We start from the raw sequence: 21,787 nt of genomic DNA on the forward strand, positions 1-21,787 counted from the left end.
TCACCCCCCCAAGAACGACTTGCGGACTTCGGGGTCGGCCAGAAGCTCCTGCCCCGTTCCGGAGAATCCGTTGCGGCCCTGGACCAGCACATAGCCGCGGTCCGCGATCTCCAGCGCCTGGCGGGCGTTCTGCTCGACCATCAGCACCGGCAGGCCGGTGCGGGCGACCTCGATGATGCGGTCGAAGAGCTCGTCCATGACGATGGGGCTGACGCCGGCGGTGGGTTCGTCCAGCATCAGCACCTTGGGCCGGGTCATCAGCGCGCGGCCCACGGCGACCTGCTGGCGCTGGCCGCCGGACAGCTCCCCGGCCATCTGGCGGCGCTTTTCGCGCAGGATCGGGAACAGGTCATAGACCTGCTCCATGGTCGGGCGGATGTCGTCGCGGCGGATGAAGGCGCCCATCTCCAGGTTCTCCTCCACGCTGAGCGAGGTGAAAATGTTCGAGGTCTGCGGCACGAACCCCATGCCCGCCGCCACCCGGTCCTGGGGCGACAGAGCGGTGATGTCCCGCCCGTCCAGGATCACCGCGCCCTCGCGCAGGTCCAGCATCCCGAAGATCGCCTTCATCGCCGTGGACTTGCCCGCGCCGTTCGGCCCGACGATCACCGCGATCTCTCCGGCGTTCACCGACACCGTGCAGTCGTGCAGGATGTCCGGCCCCTTGCCGTAGCCGCCCGTCATCGCGCGGCCTTCCAGGAACGGCGCGTCCGCCACCTGCGGCGCGGGGCCGCCGGTCCGATGCGCCGCACGCAGCCTCCCGCCCCCGCGCGGGTTCACGATGGAGGCGTCGCGCGTGCCGCGCCCGCCGTAGTCGGTGCCGCTTTCACTCATTGCGCGGGCCACATCAAAGGGCGAAGTCTCTCGACCCGTTGATTTGCAAGCCGCAGCATCTGCCCGCGCAGAAATGCTCGCGGATCCGGGATCGGATCGAGATAGCGCCAGGCTATCGCACCGTAGCCCGGCGGCTCCGCCGGGATTGGCGCGCCGGACGGCACGAATCCATAGACCGCCTTTGCATGGAACCGCAGATAATCCGCGAACGGGCCGGACGTGTCCGAGAGCGCCGCCAAAGGTTCCGCGATCAGGGCAAGATTGCCTAGCGCGGTATAATATCGGGGGTCCCGCACGGTCGCACCCGGCCAAAGATGCGCGACCGTCCAGCCCTTGGCACTGTGCGTTGCGCGAATCCCGTGTGACCAAAACAAGGCCCAGCGCGGAGTGGTGTTGTCATCGACCAGCACGTCGGACGTGCCGTGCCGGATCACACGCAAGCGATCTTTCATCGGACCGCGAACGGACGGGAACATCGCACCATTCATTTTTGCGACGACATCGGGGTGCGGCAACAAGGTGTGACGCGCGGCGATGCGGATCAGGTCGGCTACGTCCGCGCCGAGGGCGGGCGCTCCCGGAAGCACGGGTTGGTCCGTTTTCTCTCTCACGCGCCCGTCCCCAGCTTGTCGCGATTTTTAAGGCCGGTGCCCAGATAGGCCTCGATCACGTCGTCATTGGCCTTGATCTCTTCCAGGGTGCCTTCGGCCAGCACGCGGCCTTCGGCCATGCAGATCACCGGATCGCACAGCCGGCCGATGAATTCCATGTCGTGTTCGATGACCACGAAGGTATAGCCGCGCTCTTGGTTCAGGCGCCGGATCGCGTCGCCGATGGTGTTCAGCAGCGTCCGGTTCACGCCCGCGCCGACCTCATCGAGGAACACGATTCGCGCGTCCACCATCATCGTGCGGCCCAGTTCCAGCAGCTTCTTCTGCCCGCCGGAGACTTGCCCGGCCTTGTGATCGGCCAGGTGCGCGATGGTCAGGAACTCCAGCACCGCGTCGGCCTTGGCGCGCAGGGCGCGCTCCTGCTCCGCGATGCGGCGGCGGCCGAACCAGGTGTCCCAGAGCCGCTCTCCGGCCTGGCCGCCGGGCACCATCATCAGGTTCTCCCGGCAGGTCATGGACGAAAACTCATGCGCGATCTGGAAGGTCCGGAGCAGACCCTTGTGGAACAGCACGTGGGGCGGCAGCCCGGTGATGTCCTCTCCGGCCATGGTCACGCGGCCGGAGGTAGGCTCAAGAACGCCTGCGATCACGTTGAAAAGCGTGGTCTTTCCCGCGCCGTTCGGTCCGATCAGTCCGGTGATCGTGCCCTCGCGGACGGTCAGGCTGGCGCCATCGACCGCGCGGAATCCGCCGAAATGCTTGTGAACGTCCTGAACGACGATCATGCCCCTGCCCCTGTCATGCGAAAACAGCCCGAACGCGCGTCCGGGCTGCCCTGTCGTCGGATCGTGCGATCAGCGGTAGCCGACCACCTCCAGCGCGCCGTCGGTGACGGTGTATTCGGCGTAGCTGCCGGCGGCCTCGCCGGGTTCGACGAGCTCCACGCCGGTGGCGCCCTGATAGTCCACATCGCCGCCGTCGGCGATGATCTGCAGCGCCTTGGCAAGCTCACCGGGCAGGATCGGCTCACCGGGGGCATTGGCGATCCCCATCACCTCTCCCGCGTAGTCGGAGGCCGAGGTCGAGCCGGCCTTCGCCATCGCCAGCAGCAGCAGTGCGGCGGCGTCGTAGCTTTCGCCCGCATAGACGGAGGTGCCGTCGATCCCCGCGCCCGAGGCCATCTCGGCGAACATGCTGCCGCCTTCGTTGTCGGAGCCGGGCGCCGTGCCAACGGTGCCGTCGATGTCGGTGCCGAACCGCTCGGTCAGGCTGTCGCCGATCATGCCGTCGCCCAGCGCGAAGGTGTCGAACGCGCCGCTGTCCAGCGCCGACTGGATGATCCCGGCGCCGCCCTGGTCCACGTAGCCCAACACCACCAGCGCGTCTCCGCCGGCCGAGGCCAGCGCGCCGACCTCCGCCGAGTAGTCCGCCTTGCCGTCCTCATGGGCGGCCGACAGGGTGATCGTGCCGCCGGCGTCCTGGAACGCGGCTTCGAACGCGTCGGCGAAACCCTTGCCGTAGTCGTTGTTCGTATAGGTCACCGCGACCTCAGACATGCCCTTTTCGGACAGGATCGTGGCCAGCACCTCGCCCTGGCGGGCATCGGACGGCGCGGTGCGGAAGAACAGGCCGTTGTCCTCTGCGTCGGTCAGCGCGGGGGATGTGGCCGCGGGAGAGATCATCGCCACGCCGTTGGGCACCGCCACATTGGCCAGCACCGCGGTGGTCACGCCGGAACAGTCGGCGCCCATGATCGCCGTCACCCCGTCGGAGGTCACCAGCCGCTCTGCCGCGGTGGTGGCGGCGGCGGCGTCCACGCAGGTGGCGTCGGCGCGCACCGGCTCAACCGTGGAGCCGTCCATGAAGTTGGCGTCGCCGGAAACCTCGGAAATGGCCATTTCCGCGCCGGTGGCCATGGCGGGGGTGAGGCTTTCGATCGGGCCGGTGAAGCTGAGCAGGACGCCCATCTTCACGTCCTCGGCCCAGGCGGCGCCGGCGATCAGGGTAAGGGCGGCGGTGGTCGTCATCAGGTGTTTCATCGTCTCTCCTGTTGGCTGTCCGGGCCCGTGCGGCGGGCCTTCCTTGACGGGCGCATTGGTCTGGAACTCCGCGCGATCGTCAATGATTATTGCGGATAGGTGGCGAAAACCCGGCGTCTCAGGCGTTTTTCGCGGCGTCCCGGCCGGCCTGGCGAATCTGGCCGAGGCTCTGGCGCGGGGTCAGCGCCTCTGCCGAGACGTCCAGATCCAGAAGCCCGCCGGTCGGCGAGGCAAGGGCACGCGCGAAGGCGGCGGCGAAGTCCGCCGTCGCCGCGATGCGCTCGGCGTGGAACCCGTGGGCGCGGGCCAGGGCGGCGAAATCGGGGTTGGCCAGGGCGGTGCCCGACACGCGGTCGGGGTAGTGGCGTTCCTGATGGGCGCGGATCGTGCCGTAGGTGCCGTTGTTGACCACCAGGATCACCGGGCAGGCGCGCTCCTGCGCCGCGGTGGCCAGTTCCTGCGACGTCATCTGCAGGTCGCCGTCGCCCGCCACGCAGACCACAGTCCGGTCGGGATACGCGATCCTTGCGGCGATGGCGGCGGGCAGGCCGTAGCCCATCGCGCCCGACTGCGGCGCCAGCAGGCGCGCGTCCTCTGCGTAGCGGAAAAGCTTGTTGGACCAGATCGAGAAGTTGCCCGCCCCGTTGGTCAGGATCGCGTCCCCGGGCAGCACGTCCTGGAGGTGCGCGATCACCGCGCCCATATCGACCGCAGAGGGCTGCGGCGGCACGTCCAGGCTGGCCTCGTACCCCGCGCGGGCCTCCGCCCGCCAGCCGGCCCAACCGCCCGAGATGGGAGAGACCGCGCGGACGAACGCGTCGTGATGGGCGTGGATGCCGAGCGCGGGCTGGTAGACCTTGCCGATCTCCCGGTCGGAGGCGTGGACATGGATCACCCGCTGCCCGGGCACCGGCACGTCGAGGAGGGTGTAGCCGCCGGTGACGTTCTCTCCGAACCGGGTGTTGAGCGCCAGAATCACATCGGCCCCGGACATGAGCGCGCGCACATGGGGCGGCATCCCGACGCCAGCTTCACCCGCGAAAACCTTGGAATTGTTGTCGATCTTGTCCTGGTAGCGGAACGCGGCCACCACCGGGATGTCGGAGCCTTCGGCAAAGGCGCGCAGGGCGGCGCGGCCCGCCCCGCTCCAGTTCGCGCCGGCGATCAGGATGAGCGGGCGGGCGGCCTCTCCCAGCATCCGCCGGGCCTCTGCCACGGCGTCGGGGTCCGGCGCGGCGGGGGCGATGCGCGCGGCGCGGGTCAGCGGCGCCACGTCGGAGCGCGCCGACAGCATGTCCTCCGGCAGGGCGACGACCACGGGACCGGGCCGCCCGGTGGTGGCCGTGGTCCAGGCGCGGGCGACGAGTTCCGGCAGCCGCCCGATCCGGTCGATCTCGACCGTCCATTTCGCCAGGGGGCCGAACATGGCGCGGTAGTCGACCTCCTGGAACGCCTCGCGCCCGGTCATGGCGGTGCCGACCTGGCCGATAAACAGGATCATCGGCACCGAATCCTGCATCGCCGTATGGACCCCGATGGAGGCGTTGGTGGCCCCCGGCCCGCGGGTGACGAAGGCGATGCCCGGACTGCCCGTCAGCTTGCCCCAGGCCGCGGCCATGAAACCGGCGCCGCCCTCCTGCCGGCAGTTGACGAAATCGAGCCTTCCGGCCGTGTCGTGGAGCGCGTCGAGCACGGCCAGGAAGCTCTCTCCCGGCACGCCGAAGCACTTGCGCGCGCCCAGCGCCACAAGGCTGTCGATCAGGATCTGTCCGCCGTGGCGCATCTGCCGTCCCCTCCGTTGCGATGCGCCGATCCTGCACGCCCCGCGGTCGCGGCGAAACCGCGAAATGGCGCTGCCCGCGTCGGTTTCCGTCCGCCCGCCGTCGGTGGCGCGCCACGCGCCGTCCGGAAACGCCGCTAGCGAGGGGCAAGGGGTTGCACCTGCCTCTCGCCCCGCCGACACCCCCGACGCCGGTGTGCCCGGCCCCAACCCATTTCCGCCCGGAGCCCGTCCATGGACACCATCGCGCTGACCGTCACCTGCCCGTCGACCCGCGGGATCGTCGCGGCGATCTCGGTCTTTCTGACCGAAAAGGGCTGCAACATCGTGGACTCCGCGCAGTTCGACGACCTCAGGACCGGCCGGTTCTTCATGCGCCTGTCTGTGCGGGCCGAGACCGGCGCGACGGCAGACGGCCTGGCCGAGGCCTTCACCGCGGTCGCGCAGCCTTTCGACATGGAATTCGCCTTCCACGACGAGTCGCGGAAGATGCGCGTGGTGGTCATGGTCTCCCGGTTCGGGCATTGCCTGAACGACCTGCTCTACCGCTGGCGCATCGGCGCGCTGCCGATCGACATCGCGGGCGTGGTGTCGAACCATCTCGACTACCAGAAGGTGGTGGTGAACCACGACATCCCGTTCCACCACATCCGCGTCACCAAGGACAACAAGGCCGATGCGGAGGCGCGGCAGATGGAGATCATCGACGAGGCCGGCGCCGACCTGATCGTGCTGGCGCGCTACATGCAGGTCCTGTCGGACCGGATGTGCCGGGAGTATTCGGGGCGGATCATCAACATCCACCACTCGTTCCTGCCGTCGTTCAAGGGCGCCAACCCGTACCGGCAGGCGTTCGAGCGGGGGGTGAAGCTGATCGGCGCAACGTCCCACTACGTGACCGGCGATCTGGACGAGGGCCCGATCATCGAGCAGGACACCGTGCGGGTGACCCACGCCCAGTCGAACGAGGATTACGTGAGCCTGGGCCGCGACGTGGAGGCGCAGGTCCTGGCCCGCGCGATCCACGCCCATGCGCGCCACCGGGTGTTCATCAACGGCGACAAGACGGTGGTCTTTCCGCCCTCCCCCGGCTCCTACACCTCGGATCGAATGGGGTGAGCGCCGATCCGGCTCTGCCGGCGATCGCTCCGGTGGAGCGATCGAGGCGCGAACGGGCGGAGCCCCGCAGAGCGCCGATCCGGCTCTGCCGGCGATCGCTCCGGTGGAGCGATCGAGGCGCGAACGGGCGGAGCCCCGCAGAGCGCCGATCCGGCTCTGCCGGCGATCGCTCCGGTGGAGCGATCGAGGCGCGAACGGGCGGAGCCCCGCAGAGCGCCGATCCGGCGCATCCGGCGATCGCTCCGGTGGAGCGATCGGGGCGCGAACGGGCGGAGCCCCGCAGAGCGCCGATCCGGCTCTGCCGGCGATCGCTCCGGCGGAGCGATCGGGGCGCGAACGGGCGGAGCGCGGCAGTCGTCGATCGCCCAGAGCGGTTCCGGCGCCGGGCGGACCGGGCTCCGGCGAGCGCCGTTGCGGGGTCGCTGGGCCGATCGCGGCGGTCGGCACCTGCGTGGCGGCGTGCCTTGAGTTTTTCGCGGGAGGGGGCGCTGCCCCCGTCGCCTGCGGCGACTCCCCCGGGATATTTTGGGAAAGATGAAGGGCGGGACGGGCGCGGGCGCGGGCTGCGGTCCGGCGACGCGTGGGCGCGGGCGGTGTCTGTTACGCGGGGGGTGAGCCGGTCTCGCGCAGCGCGTCCCCGACCGTGGCGGAGAGCCGGGCGAGCTGGCCGCCCAGCGGCGTGGTGCGGCGCCAGATCATGCCCAGGCGCCGGGACGGGGCGGGCGGGGCGAAGCGGCCGGTGGCGACCCGGGCCAGCCGGGTTTCCACCGGGACGGCCATCTCCGGAACCAGGGTGACGCCCATGCCGGCGCCGACCATCTGCACCAGGGTCGAGAGCGAAGTGGCGTCCAGCCCATGGGCGGTGTGCGCCCGGTCCATGTCGCAAAAGGACAGGGCCTGATCGCGGAAACAATGGCCCTCTTCCAGCAGCAGCAGGCGCATCTCGCGCAGCGCGGCGCGGTCCGGCATGGGGCGGGAGCCGTCGGCGGCGGGACGCACCAGCACGAACGGTTCCTCGTGAAGCGGCTCTTCGTGCAGGCCGGGTTCGGAGACCGGCAGGGCGACGATGGCGGTGTCGAGCCGCCCGTCCGCGATTTCCCGCAACAGATGCGCGGTGGCGGTCTCGCGGATGTCGATGGCGAGCCCGGGCCAGCTGCGCTGGAGACGGCGCATGAGTCGCGGCAGCAGATAGGGCGCGACGGTCGGGATGACGCCGAGGCGCAGGTGGCCGGTCAGGCCCTCTCGCGCCGACCGGGCCAGGTCCTCCAGGTCGTCCACCGCGCGCAGGATGTCGCGGACGCGGGCGGCAAAGCCGTCGCCGAAGGCGGTCAGGCGGACGCCCTTCGGCGCGCGCTCGAACAGCGGCGCGCCCAGCCCGGTCTCCAGCGTCCGGATCTGCACGGACAGGGCGGGCTGGGAGACGTGGCACAGATCGGCCGCGCGGCCGAAGTGACGCTCCTGCGACAGGGCCTCGAAATAGCGAAGCTGCTTGAGGGTCAGGTGACTCATAGCGCAGAGTTATCGCGCGGATATGGAAATGCAATTTTTCTTTATGCTGAGGGTTTGCTAAACACGTCGGCAAACCAGACCCAGCGGGAGACCAGACCATGATGGACGGAAACGACCAACCCACCAAAGGCGGATGCCCCGTCGCCCATGCCGGCGCGCGCCATGTCATGGGCAGCACCCGGTCGAACCGCGACTGGTGGCCCAACCAGCTGAACCTGAAGATCCTGCACCAAAACCTGCCGCAGGTGGATCCCAACGGCGCCGATTTCGACTATCGCGCGGAATTTGCCAAGCTGGATCTGGGCGCGGTCAAGGCCGACCTGGCCGCTCTCATGACCGACAGCCAGGACTGGTGGCCCGCCGATTACGGCCATTACGGGCCGTTCTTCGTGCGCATGGCCTGGCACAGCGCCGGCACCTATCGCACCGCGGACGGGCGCGGCGGCTCGACCAGCGGCTCCCAGCGGTTCGCGCCGCTGAACTCCTGGCCCGACAACGGCAACCTGGACAAGGCGCGGCGCCTGCTGTGGCCGATCAAGCGGAAATACGGCAACGCCATCTCCTGGGCGGACCTGTTCATCCTGACCGGCAACGTCGCGATGGAAACCATGGGGTTCAAGACCTTCGGCTTCGGCGGCGGGCGCGAGGATATCTACGAGCCGGAGGAGGACATCTACTGGGGCATGGAGGACACCTGGCTGGACGACAAGGACACGCGCTACGGCGCGGGGTCCGGTCAGGGGCGCTATCTGGAGAACCCGTTGGCCGCGGTGCAGATGGGGCTGATCTACGTCAACCCGGAGGGCCGCAACGGCGAGCCGGATCCGATGAAATCGGCCGAGGACATCCGCGACACCTTCGCCCGGATGGCCATGGACGACGCGGAGACCGTGGCGCTGACCGCGGGCGGCCACACCTTCGGCAAGGCCCATGGCGCGGGCGACGCAGGTCTGGTGGGCGCCGAGCCCGAGGCCGGCGGCATGGAGGACATGGGGTTCGGCTGGAAGAACGCGTTCGAGACCGGGCACGGGCCGCACACCACCACCAGCGGCATCGAGGGGGCCTGGACGCCCACGCCGGTCACCTGGGACATGAGCTATCTGGAGACGCTGCTGAACAACGAGTGGGAGTTGACCAGATCCCCCGCCGGCGCGCATCAGTGGAAGCCCAAGGGCGATGCCATGGCCGATGCGGTTCCGGACGCCCATCGCGACGGGATGCGCCACGCGCCGATGATGACCACCGCCGACATGGCCATGAAAGCGGACCCGGAGTACCGCCGCATCGCCGAGGGCTATCTGGCCGATCCCGCCGGTTTCGCGGACGCCTACGCCCGCGCGTGGTTCAAGCTGACCCACCGCGACATGGGACCCAAGGCGCGGTATCTGGGCGCCGAGGTGCCGGCGGAGGATCTGATCTGGCAGGACCCGATCCCGGCATGGGAGCATGACGTCATCGGGGCCGATGACATCGCCGCGCTGAAGGACCGGATCCTGGACAGCGGCCTGTCGGTGGCGGATCTGGTGCACGCGGCCTGGTCCTCCGCGGCCAGCTTCCGCGGGTCGGACCGCCGCGGCGGGGCCAACGGCGCGCGCATCCGTCTGGCGCCGCAAAGGGACTGGCCGGTGAACGATCCCGACCGTCTGGCCGCCACGCTGAAGGTGCTGGACGGTATCCGCGACGGCTTTGCCCGGCCGGTATCGCTGGCCGACCTGATCGTCCTGGGCGGCACGGCGGCGGTCGAGAAGGCCGCCCGCGACGCCGGCCATGACATCGAGGTGCCGTTCACGCCGGGCCGGGCCGATGCGACCGAGGACCAGACCGACGCGGAGTCCTTCGCGCCGCTGGAGCCCAAGGCAGACGGGTTCCGCAACTACCAGGACCGTGCCTATACCGCCTCTCCCGAGGCGCTGCTGGTGGACCGCGCCCAGCTTCTGACGCTGACGGCGCCGGAAATGACGGTGCTGGTCGGGGGGCTGCGCGTGCTGGGCGCCAACACCGGGGCCACGTCGCACGGCGTACTGACCGACCGTCCGGGGCAGCTGACGACCGATTTCTTCGTCAACCTGCTGGACATGGGAACGGAGTGGAAGCCTGAGTCCGAGGGCGCGGTCACCTACGTGGGCCGCGACCGCAAGACCGGCGAGACATTGTGGACCGGAACCCGCTGCGATCTGGTGTTCGGCTCCAACTCACAGCTTCGCGCGCTGTCGGAGGTCTATGCCCAGGACGGGGCCGGACCCAAGTTCGTCCGCGATTTCGTCGCCGCCTGGACCAAGGTCATGGACCTGGACCGTTTCGACCTGCACAAGTAGCCGCCGGAGGGGGCGCCGTCCGCAGGGGGGCGCCCTGCCCGCCCGGGCGCGGGATGGGGCCGGGCGGCGCGGTGCCAGGCGCCGGGTCGCCCGGGCACCGCCGCCGCGACCGTCCGCGCCGCAGCGCGCCAGTCGGGCCGCCAGTCGGGCCGCCAGTCGGCCGTCAGTCGGGCAGGATGACGCCGGAGCGCTTCTGCTTGTGCTCCGGCTCGACATGGATGGTGATCCGCGCGCCGTCGATGGCGGTCTTGAGCGCGGCCTCCAGGCGGTCGCATATCTCATGGGCGTCGAACACGGTCGTGTCGCCGGGAACGACAAGGTGGAAGTCGATGAAGGTCGCCTGGCCCGCGTGCCGGGTGCGCAGGTCATGGGCCTGGACGGCGCCGCCGGCCTCCGAGGAGATGACGGCGCGCACGGTGTCCAGGGTCTTTTCGGGCACCGCTTCGTCCATCAGCCCGCTCAGCGATTCGCGCACCACGTGCGATCCGGACCACAGGATGTTCACCGCGACAAGGGCCGCCAGGATCGGGTCGAGCACCCACCAGCCGGTCAGGATGGCCAGAAGCACCCCCAGCGCCACCCCGACCGAGGTGACGACATCCGTGAACAGGTGCCTGCCGTCCGCGACCAGCGCCGGAGAGCGCGCGTCGCGCCCGCGGCGGACCAGCACCCCGGCCCAGATGGCATTGAGAACCGTCGCGGCACCGTTGACCAGCAGCCCCCCGAACGGCAGGTCCAGCGCCGTGGGGTTCAGGATGCCCGCATAGGCCTCGCGCAGGATCAGCAACGCGGCGACGATGATCATCACGCCCTCCAGAACGGCGCTGAAGAATTCGGCCTTGTGATGGCCGTAGGGATGGGACGCGTCGGCCGGCCGCGCGGCGATGCGGATCGCGATCAGCGCCGCGAAGGCGGTGGCGACATTGACGGTGCTTTCCAGCGCGTCGGACAGGAGCGCCACCGATCCCGTCAGCCACCAGGCCAGGATCTTGATGGCCAGCACCAGCGCGCCTACGAATATGCTTCCGATGGCGAGCCGAACGGTGGTGGTCATCGCAGCCTCCGGGGGTCTGACCGGTCGTCGTGAGGCGGGAGCGGCACGGGCGGCGGGCGGTCGCGCCTCGCAACGACCCCGTCGCGGCGTGCTCTAGCGTCCTTCGGCGGGCGGGCATAGGCCAAAGATCGCGACCGGGCCGCCGCCGCCAGACGGGCCGCGCGCCCGCTGCCGCCCGCGCCGAGGGTCACGATTGCGAGAGATCGCAGGGGTTGTCGCAACGGGAACCCGGCGCAACCGGCGGCAGGACGACGCGGGCCGGAACCGCACGCACGAAACGCCATTGAGAGGGACGGAAAGATCCCCAAGGAGTCCCTCGTCATGAAAGATCACGCAGCAACCCAGGGCGCCTGCCCGTTCCGCGGCACGCGCGTCGGCGGCGCGCTCGGCTCGGAGCCGCAGCTCGACCACTGGTGGCCGAACCGGCTGAAGGTCGAGTTGCTCCACCAGAACCCGGTGCAGGCCAATCCGCTTGGCGAAGGGTTCGACTACCGCGAGGCATTCGCGCGCATCGACTACGAGGCGCTGAAGGAGGACGTGCGCGCCCTGCTCCATACATCGCAGGACTGGTGGCCGGCGGATTACGGCCATTACGGTCCGCAGATGGTCCGCATGTCGTGGCATTCCGCGGGAACCTACCGCATCGCCGACGGCCGCGGCGGCGCGGCCGAGGGGATGCAGCGCTTTGCGCCCATCAACTCCTGGTGGGACAATGGCAACACCGACAAGTCGCGCCGCCTGCTCCTGCCGATCAAGCAGAAATACGGCTCCGCGCTCAGCTGGGCCGACCTGATGGTGCTGGCGGGCACCGTCGCGCTGGAGGACATGGGCCTGCCGATCCAGGGGTTCGCCTTCGGGCGGATCGACGCCTGGGAGGCCGACCGCGCGACCTACTGGGGCCCGGAGGGCTGGAACGGCAAGAAGCCGACCGAGACCGCCGCCGGCCCGATGGAGGGCCACCCCGACCAGATGGTCACGCGGACCCTGCGCTGGGAGGGCGACGTGAAGTCGGATCACTACGACCTGGAGAACCCGGTCGGGGCGTCCCACCAGGCTTTGATCTACGTCGATCCGGAAGGTCCGAACGGCAACGGCGATCCGATGGATTCGGCCCGCGACATCCGCGAGACCTTCTCGCGCATGGCCATGAACGACGAAGAGACCGTGGCCCTGATCGCCGGCGGGCACGCCTTCGGCAAGTCCCACGGCATGACCCCAGCGGAAGAGATCGGCCCGGCGCCCGAAGGCGCGCCCATGAAGGCGATGGGCATGGGCTGGCAGAACCCCCGCGGGACGGGCTTTGCCCAGCACACCATGACCAACGGCATCGAAGGGTCCTGGACCCCGCATCCCACCCACTGGGACAACAGCTATCTTGAGAACCTCTTCGCCTTCGAATGGGAGCAGACCAGGAGCCCGGCCGGCTCTGTCCAGTGGACCCCGAAGGATCCCGACGCGCCCAAGACGCCGGACGCCCATATCGAGGGGCAGATGAACCCGCTGATGATGATGACCTCCGACATCGCCTTCAAGGTGGATCCCGAATACCGCCGGATCTGCGAGCGTTTCCTGGAGGATTTCGACTATTTCACGGAGGCGTTCTCGAAGGCGTGGCACAAGCTGATCCACCGCGACATGGGTCCGAAGTCGCGCTACATCGGACCCGACGTGGGCGGCGACTTCATCTGGCAGGACCCCATGCCCGAGGCGGACCATCCGCTGGTGGACGAGGCCGACGTGGCCGACCTGAAGCGCCGCATCCTGGACGCCGGGATGCCGGTGCGCGATCTGGTGGCGGCGGCCTGGGCCTCCGCCTCGACCTATCGCGACACGGACAAGCGGGGCGGCGCCAACGGCGCGCGCGTCCGGCTGGCCCCCCAGAAGGACTGGGACGTGAACGCGCCCGACCGCCTGGCCGGGGTTCTGTCGATGTTGGAGCGGATCAAGTCGGACTTCGACGGCGTCGGGGAAAAGCGCGTGTCCATGGCCGACCTGATCGTGCTGGCGGGCGCCGCGGCGGTTGAGAAGGCGGCACGCGACGGCGGCCATGAGGTGACCGTGCCCTTCGTGCCGGGCCGGACCGACGCGACCGACGACCAGACCGACGCGGAAAGCTTCGACTGGCTCAAGCCGGTATCGGACGGGTTCCGCAACTACCACGACACGGCGGTGGGCTTCGGCGTGGCGCCCGAGCACATCTTTCTGGACCGTGCCGCCCTGCTGACCCTGACCGCTCCGGAATGGACGGCGCTGACGGGCGGGATGCGCGCGCTCGACCAGAATTACGACGGCGCGCCGCATGGCGTCTTTACCGACCGCAAGGGGGTGCTGACCAACGACTTCTTCAAGGTGCTGGTCTCCATGGACTACCGCTGGGAGCCGCATGACGCGCAGGAGATGAGCTTTGACATCGTCGAGCGGTCCAGCGGCCGGACGCGCCATACCGCGACGCGCTGCGACCTGGTGTTCGGCGCCAATGCGGAACTGCGTCAGGTGGCCGAGCTCTACAGCGGTTCCGACGGCGAAGCGCGGCTGGTCAAGGACTTCGTGCGGGCCTGGACCAAGGTGATGATGCTCGACCGCTTCGACGTGCCAGAGGCGCGGCGGGCGGCCATGTCGATCTGCTGAGCGGATCGGCCAGGGCGTGACGGGAAACGGGCTGCGGAACACCGTGACGCATTCCGCCTAGCGGGACCAGAAAAGTTCAGCCGGCCTCAGGGCCGGCTGACTCATTCGTCGTGAGGAATCGCTCCAGCCTCTTCCAGATCATCCGGGCCTAGCTCCCCCGGATCGGGCTCGTGGCGGGCTTTGACTGGTTTCGGCGGCGGCGCTTGCCATGCCTTCAGGTTGACACCGACGAGATCGTAGAAGCTGGGAACGATGCGTTCGATGTCCTCGATGACGGTGCGGCGACCTGAAAAGCGCTTGCCCAGATTCTCCACGAGCAGAACTTCGAAGGTGTGTGGCGTCGCGTCCGCATTGTCGTTCTGGATGGCAGACGCATCACTCCGGAGAGTCTTGACATCCTTCGTCGTCGGAGCTCCACGACCGGGCCAGTGCGCACGAATGAGAAGGCGTTCGTCATCTTCCGACAGCATTCGCAGCAACCAGTTGACCCGAGCCTTGGTGGATTTCCTGTCGCTCGGAGCCTTGAGCGACATCGACACGGCAACCGTCCGCCGGGCAAGATCGACGCAGACATCCATGTCCGAAGCGCAGTTGGGCACGCGTATGACGGACGACATCGTCTGCCGAGCAACGAGGCTTTCCACCAGTGATTTGAGCCGGGCTGCGGGATCTTCGGCGAGCTTCCTCTCGACCTTGGCAGCGACCTCTTGGCCGACATGGCTGGACATGTGCAGGCACAGGTCGCGCTCTTCCGCGACCCAGCTTGCGGCAACAGCTTCGACCTCGGGAGCCGTTTTCTTCAATGCCTCGTCGTTCAGGACCGACTGCGTCACGTCCTTCCAACTCGCGGTCATCTGGGTGAAGCGCTCGACCCCGGTGGCGGGATGCGCGAGGAAATGGTTCAGTTGTCGGAGCAGGTATGCCTGTTCGCTGTCGGTCACGGCTTCCTTGTATTCGAGAATCTCGCAAACGGTGGCCAACCACGACCATGACCAATGGAATAGGTCGACCTTTCGGAGAAGTGTTTTCGAGATCGAAACGGGGGAATGATCCGCTCGCGCGACGAACTCGTTCGAGATCGTGATCACCGCATCGATGCCGTTGGCCTTCGCCAGCTCTGCATATTTTGCGACCTGCTCAGATGTCAGCTCGTTACGCCCGATCTTGGCCTCTATCAGGGCTGACCACCGGGTTCGTCCAGTGTCGATGATCAGGAGCCCATCGGGGCGGCAGCCATCTTCGACTTATTCCTTCAGCACCACTTCGGTGAATGCTCGAACGCGCGTGCGTTTTCCGACCCGTATACCGACGGTCGAAAGGAGCTCCTCGGCGAGTGCAGGGATCTGCGTCATTACGGCCAGAAAAATGGAGGCCACCCGTTTTTCTTTGCTTGTTTCCGCAAGTATCGGAAATAGCCTTGCCTCGTCTCCACTGACGATAAAATCCGGCCGATCAGTCATGAAACCTCCTCGCGTATTGGAAAAGCGTAATCTCAAGAATGGGTTGAGACAAGACTTCATACACCCGACGTAGGTTCGGTGACGGCGGGCACCAAAGTCGTGGTTTGCGTTTTCCGCACTGCACGACGCCCCCAACTGCTGTCGAGCCGGGCGCCGACCTTCGTGCCTGCATACAGCCACGGTCGATAGATCACCCGGTGAAGGTCTGGCGCATCCGCCTTGCCGGTCTTGCGACGAACGAAGGCCTCGATCCCGTGGCGCATGGCCGGTGTCTTGCGTTCGGGCGCGGCATTCTTCATCCTCTCGGCGATGAACGCCTTGGTTACGGTTTCCTCGTCTGTGTCCGGGGTGAAACGACCGTCATACATGCCGATGTTGTGGCACTCCCACCGGTCCTCGCGGTAGGCGTTAACCTTTCGCACGATCTCCGGCGTCTTCGCCGTCTTGTCGTACGTCATGGCAAGCCAGGTGACCTGGTCGCGCAGGATCTCGTCATGAACGACATGAGGCAGACTGGCTGGCAGCGTCGATTCCTGCTCCGTCGTCAGGACGATGTTCCCGGTGGCAGCATCTCCTTCGGCAAGATGAAGTGTGCGGCCTTGGTGTAGGTGTCCCGCACCATCATGCCTGTGAATGAGCCTCGGGCCGGCTCCTTGTCGGATCGGAATCCGAACCCTTCCTCGCCAATGAGGCGAAGGCGCTGGATCTCACCTGACCTGCCACGGGATTTTTCCTCCACGCCTCGATTAGAGTCCGACCCAACCTGAGGACGGACAATGAAGCGAACGAGAGTCACGGACGAGCAGATCATCGGTATCCTTGCCGAGCACGAGGCAGGCGCAAAGTGCGCGGACCTCTGTCGCAAGCACGGCATGTCGGAAGGCACTTTCTACAACTGGAAGGCCAAGTTCGGCGGCATGACGGTGTCAGAGGCCAAGCGGCTGAAGGCGCTCGAGGATGAGAATGCGAAGCTGAAGAAGCTGCTGGCCGAGCAGATGCTGGATCTGGCTGCGATGAAGGATCTGATTGCAAAAAAAAGGGTAGGGCCCGCCGTGAAGCGTGAAGCCGTTACGCATCTTCGGGCCAAGCATGGCCTGTCGGAGCGACGGGCCTGCCACATCGTCGGCGCGGATCGCACGATGATCCGCTATCGATCTCAGCGTGCGCCGAACACAGTGCTGCGCGGTCGGCTGCGGGAACTGGCCACCGAGCGCCGACGGTTTGGCTACCGGCGGCTCTTCGTCCTGCTGCGCCGCGAGGGCGAGCCCTCGGGGATCTATCGGCTCTACCGCGAGGAAGGGCTCACGGTGCGCAAGCGAAAGGCCCGACGCAAGGCCCTCGGGACACGGGCTCCCATCCTGGTCGAGGCGCGACCGAACGCCCGTTGGTCATTGGATTTCGTCCATGACCAGTTCGCCAACGGCCAGCGCTTCCGGGTGCTCAACGTGGTCGACGACGTGACCCGCGAGTGTCTCGCCGCGATCCCGTTCGCCATCGGCTTCGGACCGGTGGCGGCCCGATGGCTCACCCTCGATCTCGGGGCGCCGTGTCGCGCGCGAACTAACGGCCCTGATCGAGCGCCGCGGAAAGCCCGGTATGATTGTCAGCGACAACGGCACGGAACTGACTTCGAATGCCATCCTGCGGTGGTGTTCCGAACACCGGATCGAGTGGCATTACATCGCGCCGGGCAAGCCCATGCAGAACGGCTTCGTGGAGAGCTTCAACGGGCGAATGCGCGACGAGCTGCTCAACGAGACCATGTTCCGGAACCTGGCTCACGCACGCGCCGTGATCGCCGCCTGGGCAGCCGACTACAACACCGAGCGCCCACACTCGGCCTTCGATTACCAAACCCCGGCCGCCTACGCGCGGACCCTGACCACCGCAATCGCCCGCCCCGCTGCGCGAGATGAAAGCTCCGCGCGTCGGGCGATTGCTCAACCTGCGCCAACTGGCGTAAACACCAACTGGGCTCCGATCGCGGCTGGATGAAAGTTCAGTGGCAGGTCAGGGCGCATACAGTTCACTGAAGACAGTGGGACCACATGCTTCGCAGAATGGTTCTCGCTGGATACCTTAGATCTTCCAGAAGGCCCGAAGCTTTATCCTTCAGGACTGAAAGCGCATCTTCGCCAGAGAGCCTGAACGGCAGCTCTGTCCGCAGAGCGGACCAACACGGTTCGCGGACACCCCCAAAAATAAAGACCTGCCGCCGGGTAGGCGACAGGTCGGTGCTCAGGCGGGTCCCACTACGCGGACTGCGTCAGGGACACCGCGGCCCTCTATTCGTGCCGCGGCAGGCGGGCGGTGCCGGAAACGCTGCGGTCGCGATCGCCGCGACCCTGGTCCGGCGCCGCGGCGTCCGGCGCTCGTTCGCGGGGGAACGGCGGTGGCGGGTGCCGCGCGGGCGGTCCGTCTCCGCCGCATCGGGTGGGCGGCGGATTTCGACCGGTCGGATCTGCGCGGTCCGGATCGGACGGCGCGGCGCCGAAAGGTCGGCTTGCAACCTTGGCGCGGCCGGGGAATCCTTGCGCATCCGCGCGGCCGCGCCCACGTTCGCTGGAAAGACACCGGAGGTCAGGACCATGATTTCGCAGACCGCACCCGCCGGCGGCCTCTCCTCTGCCGACCGGGGCCGTTGCCGCCGCGACCCGCCGGGCCGGCCGCGGGGCGCGCCTGCCGCCCTGCCCGCCGGATCGGCGGCCACCGGACGGCGCATCGGCGCGGCGACGGACCGCACGGACGGAGCGGGCGCGTGACGCTGGAGCGCACCGTCAAGATCGCGCCCTCCATCCTTTCGGCCGATTTCGCCGATTTCGGACGGGAGATCCGCGCCATCGAGTCCCAGGGTGCCGACTGGGTTCACGTGGACGTCATGGACAACCACTTCGTGCCCAACCTCACCTTCGGCCCGCCCGCCGTCAAAGCCTTTCGCCGCCATGTGACGACCGTCATGGACGTGCATCTGATGATCGCGCCGGTCGATCCCAGCATCCAGGCCTATGCCGATGCGGGGGCCGACATCCTCACCGCCCATCTGGAGGCCGGGCCCCATATCCACCGCACGCTTCAGGCGATCCGCGCGGCGGGGATGCGTGCCGGCGTCGCGCTCAACCCCGCCACGCCGGCCGAGGCGGCGGCCCATCTGCTCGACCTCGCGGACCTGGTCTGCGTGATGACGGTGAACCCCGGCTTCGGCGGCCAGAGCTTCATCGACATGACCGACAAGATCCGCCGGCTCCGCGCGATGATCGGCGACCGGCCCGTGCACATAGAGGTCGACGGCGGGGTGGACCCGCAGACCGCGGCGCGCGTGGTCGGCGCCGGGGCCGACGTGCTGGTGGCCGGCTCCGCCGTGTTCCGCGGCGGGTCCGCGGACCGCCCCCGGATCTACGGAGAGAACATCGCCGCCATCCGCCGCGCCGCCGATGCGCAGACCGGAACGCTCGCGTGACCCGCGACCGGCGCCCCGCCGCCCGGGGACCGCTCCCTCGACCCCGCGGCGCACCGGCCTAGGTCCGGCCCATGCAGGCACTTAGCGACATCTGGCAGATCCTTCCCGGCCCCATGCGCGACCAGCTCTCGGGGTATTTGACCGGCTTCTGGCGGGTGCTTCCGCAGATCGTCATGGCGCTGGTGTTCCTGGTGCTGGTCTGGGTCGCGATCCGCATCGTCGGCTGGGCCGTTCCCCAAACGCTCAAGCGCGCGCGGATGCGCCGTGCGCTGCGCGATGTGATCGTGATGCTGCTGACGGTCGGCATGTGGCTCTTCGGCATCCTCATCGCGGTGACCATCGCGTTTCCCACCATCACGCCGGGCAAGGCGCTTGCGGCCCTGGGCCTGGGCGGCGTGGCCATCGGCTTCGCCTTCAAGGACGTGTTCGAGAACTTTCTGGCCGGCATCCTGCTGCTGATCCGCGAGCCGTTCTCGAAGTCCGATTTCATCGAATGCGAGGGGATCGACGGCCAGGTGGAGGATATCACCATTCGCGACACGCACGTCCGCCAGACCGACGGCCAGCTGGTCGTGGCGCCCAATGCGATGTTTTTCAAGAATCCCGTGACGATCCGCACCGCGACCGGCCTGCGCCGCACCACGATCATCGTGGGCGTGGCCTACGGAGAGGACGTGGACGCCGCCCGCGACGTCATCTCCGCGGCCGTGAAGCGGGTCGATTCCGTGCGCGACGACGTGAAGGACGTGCAGATCTTCGCCCAGGAATTCGCCGACAGCTCGATCAATTTCGAGGTGACGTGGTGGACCGGCTCGACCCCGGTGGACATCCGACGCTCGCGCGACAAGGTCGTGGCGGCCGTCAAGCGCGCGCTGGACGAGGCCGGGATCGAGATCCCGTTCCCCTATCGCACGCTGACCTTCAAGGAAGCGCTGCCGATTTCACGCGACGGACCGCCGGGCGACGACGGCCGCTGACCCGCCCCGCCGCCGGCCCTTCGCAGCGCCGCGCGCTCCCTGCGTACCGCCGTCGCCGCGACCCGCGCCGGCATCTGCGGTGGATTGCGCTTTCCAACCCCCAGCCCCACCTGTAAGGCCGCCGCGACCCCCTTCATTCCGACGGATACGCCCATGGACCTCAGAAACATCGCCATCATCGCGCATGTCGATCACGGCAAGACCACGCTGGTGGATGAGTTGCTGAAACAATCGGGCGCCTTCCGCGAGAACCAGCAGGTGGCGGAGCGCGCCATGGACAGCAACGACCTGGAGCGCGAGCGGGGCATCACCATCCTGGCCAAGAACACGTCGGTGGAGTGGAAGGGCACGCGCATCAATATCGTGGACACGCCGGGCCACGCCGATTTCGGCGGCGAGGTCGAGCGTATCCTGTCCATGGTCGATGGCGTCGTGCTTCTGGTGGATGCCGCCGAGGGGCCGATGCCGCAGACCAAGTTCGTCACCTCCAAGGCGCTGGCGCTCGGCCTGCGGCCGATCGTGGTGCTCAACAAGGTCGACAAGCCGGACGCCGAACCCGACCGCGCGCTGGACGAGGTGTTCGACCTCTTCGCCAGCCTCGACGCCGATGAGGACCAGCTGGACTTTCCGCATCTCTACGCAAGCGGCCGGAACGGCTGGTGCGACCCGGAACTCGACGGCCCGCGCAAGGACCTGTCGGCGCTCTTCAACCTGGTGGTCCGCCACGTCCCGGCGCCGAAGCAGCAAAAGCGCGCGGATGACGATTTCCGGATGCTCGCCACCACGCTGGGCGCCGACCCGTTCGTGGGTCGCCTGCTCACGGGCCGGGTGGAATCCGGCCGCCTCAAGGTCGGCGCCACCGTGCAGGCGCTCAGCCGTTCCAACCAAAAGATAGAGCAGTTCCGCGTCACCCGCATCCAGGCCTTCCGCGGTCTCGGCCAGCAGGACATCGAAGAGGCCGTCGCCGGCGACATCGTGAGCCTTGCGGGCATGTCCAAGGCCACCGTGGCCGACACGATCTGCGCGCTCGCCGTGGACGAGAGCCTGCCCGCCCAGCCCATCGACCCGCCGACCATCACCGTCACCTTCGGCATCAACGACAGCCCGCTTGCGGGCCGCGACGGCAAGAAGGTCCAGTCCCGCGTGATCCGCGAGCGGCTGATGAAGGAGGCCGAGCAGAACGTTGCCATCAAGGTCACCGACACCCCGGGCGGCGAGGCGTTCGAGGTCGCCGGCCGGGGCGAGCTGCAGATGGGCGTGCTGATCGAGAACATGCGCCGCGAGGGGTTCGAGCTGTCGATCTCCCGTCCCCGGGTGCTGCTGCGCGAGGTCGACGGCCAGACGATGGAGCCGATCGAGGAAGCCACCATCGACGTGGATGACGACTACTCCGGCGCGGTGATCGAAAAGATCACTGGCGCGCGCAAGGGAGAGCTGGTCGAGATGCGCCAGGCTGGCGCCGGCAAGACGCGCATCATCGCCCATGTGCCGTCGCGCGGGCTGATCGGCTATCACGGCGAGTTCCTGACCGACACCCGCGGCACCGGGGTCCTGAACCGCGTGTTTCACGCCTGGGCCCCGCACAAGGGTCCGATCCCGGGCCGCCGGCAGGGCGTGCTGATCTCGATGGAGAACGGCACGTCGGTCGCCTATGCGCTGTGGAAGCTGGAGGATCGCGGCAAGTTCTTCATCGGTGCGCAGGAGCCGGTCTACACCGGCATGATCCTGGGCGAACACTCCCGCGACAACGATCTTGAGATCAATCCGCTGAAGGGCAAGCAGCTGACCAACGTCCGCGCCTCGGGGACCGATGAGGCCGTGCGCCTGACCACGCCCGTGACGATGAGCCTGGAGCAGGCCATCGCCTATATCGACGACGATGAGTTGGTAGAGGTCACGCCGAACGCCATCCGTCTGCGCAAGCGCCATCTCGATCCGCATGAGCGCAAGCGCGCGGCCAAGCAGGCCTGACATTCCGGCGCGGGACGGACGGTCCGCGTCCGG

Annotated in this window: 16 protein-coding genes and 1 pseudogene; 7 read left to right on the top strand and 10 right to left on the bottom strand. The window is 68.1% G+C overall.

Translation table 11 applies throughout. The annotated features are described in order from the left end of the window. The 5 genes from KW83_RS06810 to KW83_RS06830 form a co-directional block, all read right to left on the bottom strand. A complete protein-coding gene (locus KW83_RS06810) occupies nucleotides 1-834 on the bottom strand; it encodes an ABC transporter ATP-binding protein (protein WP_081904495.1) in 834 nt (277 codons plus the stop codon). Next, entirely contained in the window at nucleotides 831-1,445 is a 615-nt protein-coding gene (locus tag KW83_RS06815; RefSeq protein WP_152563501.1) for a hypothetical protein, read from the bottom strand. Before KW83_RS06815 ends, KW83_RS06810 begins: the two co-directional genes overlap by 4 nt. Further along, nucleotides 1,442-2,230: an ABC transporter ATP-binding protein gene (locus KW83_RS06820; RefSeq protein ID WP_036176546.1), complete on the bottom strand. Its 789-nt coding sequence runs from the start codon at nucleotides 2,228-2,230 to the stop codon at nucleotides 1,442-1,444. Before KW83_RS06820 ends, KW83_RS06815 begins: the two co-directional genes overlap by 4 nt. Before the next feature lie 69 nt (nucleotides 2,231-2,299). Further along, nucleotides 2,300-3,484 (bottom strand): ABC transporter substrate-binding protein, encoded by a 1,185-nt coding sequence (locus KW83_RS06825; protein WP_036176548.1) that lies wholly within the window; start codon nucleotides 3,482-3,484, stop codon nucleotides 2,300-2,302. 118 nt (nucleotides 3,485-3,602) lie between these two features. Continuing rightward, nucleotides 3,603-5,267 (bottom strand): thiamine pyrophosphate-dependent enzyme, encoded by a 1,665-nt coding sequence (locus KW83_RS06830; protein WP_036176551.1) that lies wholly within the window; start codon nucleotides 5,265-5,267, stop codon nucleotides 3,603-3,605. Nucleotides 5,268-5,498: 231 nt separating this feature from the next. On the opposite strand from KW83_RS06830, the gene purU reads away from it, so the two are divergent. Continuing rightward, nucleotides 5,499-6,383 (top strand): formyltetrahydrofolate deformylase, encoded by an 885-nt coding sequence (gene purU, locus KW83_RS06835; protein ID WP_036176554.1) that lies wholly within the window; start codon nucleotides 5,499-5,501, stop codon nucleotides 6,381-6,383. Nucleotides 6,384-6,983: 600 nt separating this feature from the next. On the opposite strand, the gene KW83_RS06840 is transcribed toward purU, so the two are convergent. Continuing rightward, on the bottom strand, nucleotides 6,984-7,892 hold the full coding sequence (locus KW83_RS06840; RefSeq protein ID WP_036176557.1) for a hydrogen peroxide-inducible genes activator: 909 nt from the start codon (nucleotides 7,890-7,892) through the stop codon (nucleotides 6,984-6,986). A 101-nt stretch (nucleotides 7,893-7,993) separates the two neighbouring features. Between KW83_RS06840 and katG (KW83_RS06845) the strand changes: the two genes are divergently transcribed. Continuing rightward, nucleotides 7,994-10,207, top strand: coding sequence for a catalase/peroxidase HPI (gene katG, locus KW83_RS06845; protein ID WP_036176958.1), 2,214 nt, complete (start codon nucleotides 7,994-7,996; stop codon nucleotides 10,205-10,207). A 163-nt stretch (nucleotides 10,208-10,370) separates the two neighbouring features. On the opposite strand, the gene KW83_RS06850 is transcribed toward katG (KW83_RS06845), so the two are convergent. Beyond that, on the bottom strand, nucleotides 10,371-11,261 hold the full coding sequence (locus KW83_RS06850; RefSeq protein ID WP_036176560.1) for a cation diffusion facilitator family transporter: 891 nt from the start codon (nucleotides 11,259-11,261) through the stop codon (nucleotides 10,371-10,373). A gap of 321 nt (nucleotides 11,262-11,582) precedes the next feature. Between KW83_RS06850 and katG (KW83_RS06855) the strand changes: the two genes are divergently transcribed. Then, nucleotides 11,583-13,889: a catalase/peroxidase HPI gene (gene katG, locus KW83_RS06855; protein WP_036176563.1), complete on the top strand. Its 2,307-nt coding sequence runs from the start codon at nucleotides 11,583-11,585 to the stop codon at nucleotides 13,887-13,889. Nucleotides 13,890-13,990: 101 nt separating this feature from the next. On the opposite strand, the gene KW83_RS06860 is transcribed toward katG (KW83_RS06855), so the two are convergent. The 3 genes from KW83_RS06860 to KW83_RS06865 form a co-directional block, all read right to left on the bottom strand. Further along, entirely contained in the window at nucleotides 13,991-14,977 is a 987-nt protein-coding gene (locus KW83_RS06860; protein ID WP_051928330.1) for a hypothetical protein, read from the bottom strand. 156 nt (nucleotides 14,978-15,133) lie between these two features. Further along, entirely contained in the window at nucleotides 15,134-15,349 is a 216-nt protein-coding gene (locus KW83_RS20480; RefSeq protein WP_152563502.1) for a hypothetical protein, read from the bottom strand. Nucleotides 15,350-15,405: 56 nt separating this feature from the next. Further along, complete coding sequence (locus KW83_RS06865) at nucleotides 15,406-15,807, bottom strand: hypothetical protein (protein ID WP_036176565.1); 402 nt, start codon at nucleotides 15,805-15,807, stop codon at nucleotides 15,406-15,408. 318 nt (nucleotides 15,808-16,125) lie between these two features. Here KW83_RS06865 and KW83_RS06870 point away from each other — a divergent pair. The 4 genes and pseudogenes from KW83_RS06870 to typA all read left to right on the top strand — a co-directional run bounded on the left by KW83_RS06870 (nucleotide 16,126) and on the right by typA (nucleotide 21,754). Then, nucleotides 16,126-17,344 (top strand): annotated as a pseudogene (locus tag KW83_RS06870) (IS3 family transposase). Between the two features lie 763 nt (nucleotides 17,345-18,107). Continuing rightward, complete coding sequence (gene rpe, locus KW83_RS06880) at nucleotides 18,108-18,806, top strand: ribulose-phosphate 3-epimerase (protein ID WP_036176569.1); 699 nt, start codon at nucleotides 18,108-18,110, stop codon at nucleotides 18,804-18,806. 113 nt (nucleotides 18,807-18,919) lie between these two features. Then, complete coding sequence (locus tag KW83_RS06885) at nucleotides 18,920-19,783, top strand: mechanosensitive ion channel family protein (protein ID WP_036176959.1); 864 nt, start codon at nucleotides 18,920-18,922, stop codon at nucleotides 19,781-19,783. A 153-nt stretch (nucleotides 19,784-19,936) separates the two neighbouring features. After that, on the top strand, nucleotides 19,937-21,754 hold the full coding sequence (gene typA / locus KW83_RS06890) for a translational GTPase TypA (protein ID WP_036176571.1): 1,818 nt from the start codon (nucleotides 19,937-19,939) through the stop codon (nucleotides 21,752-21,754). Nucleotides 21,755-21,787: the final 33 nt, after the last annotated feature.

The organism is Palleronia rufa (genome assembly GCF_000743715.1).
Lineage (GTDB): Bacteria > Pseudomonadota > Alphaproteobacteria > Rhodobacterales > Rhodobacteraceae > Palleronia > Palleronia rufa.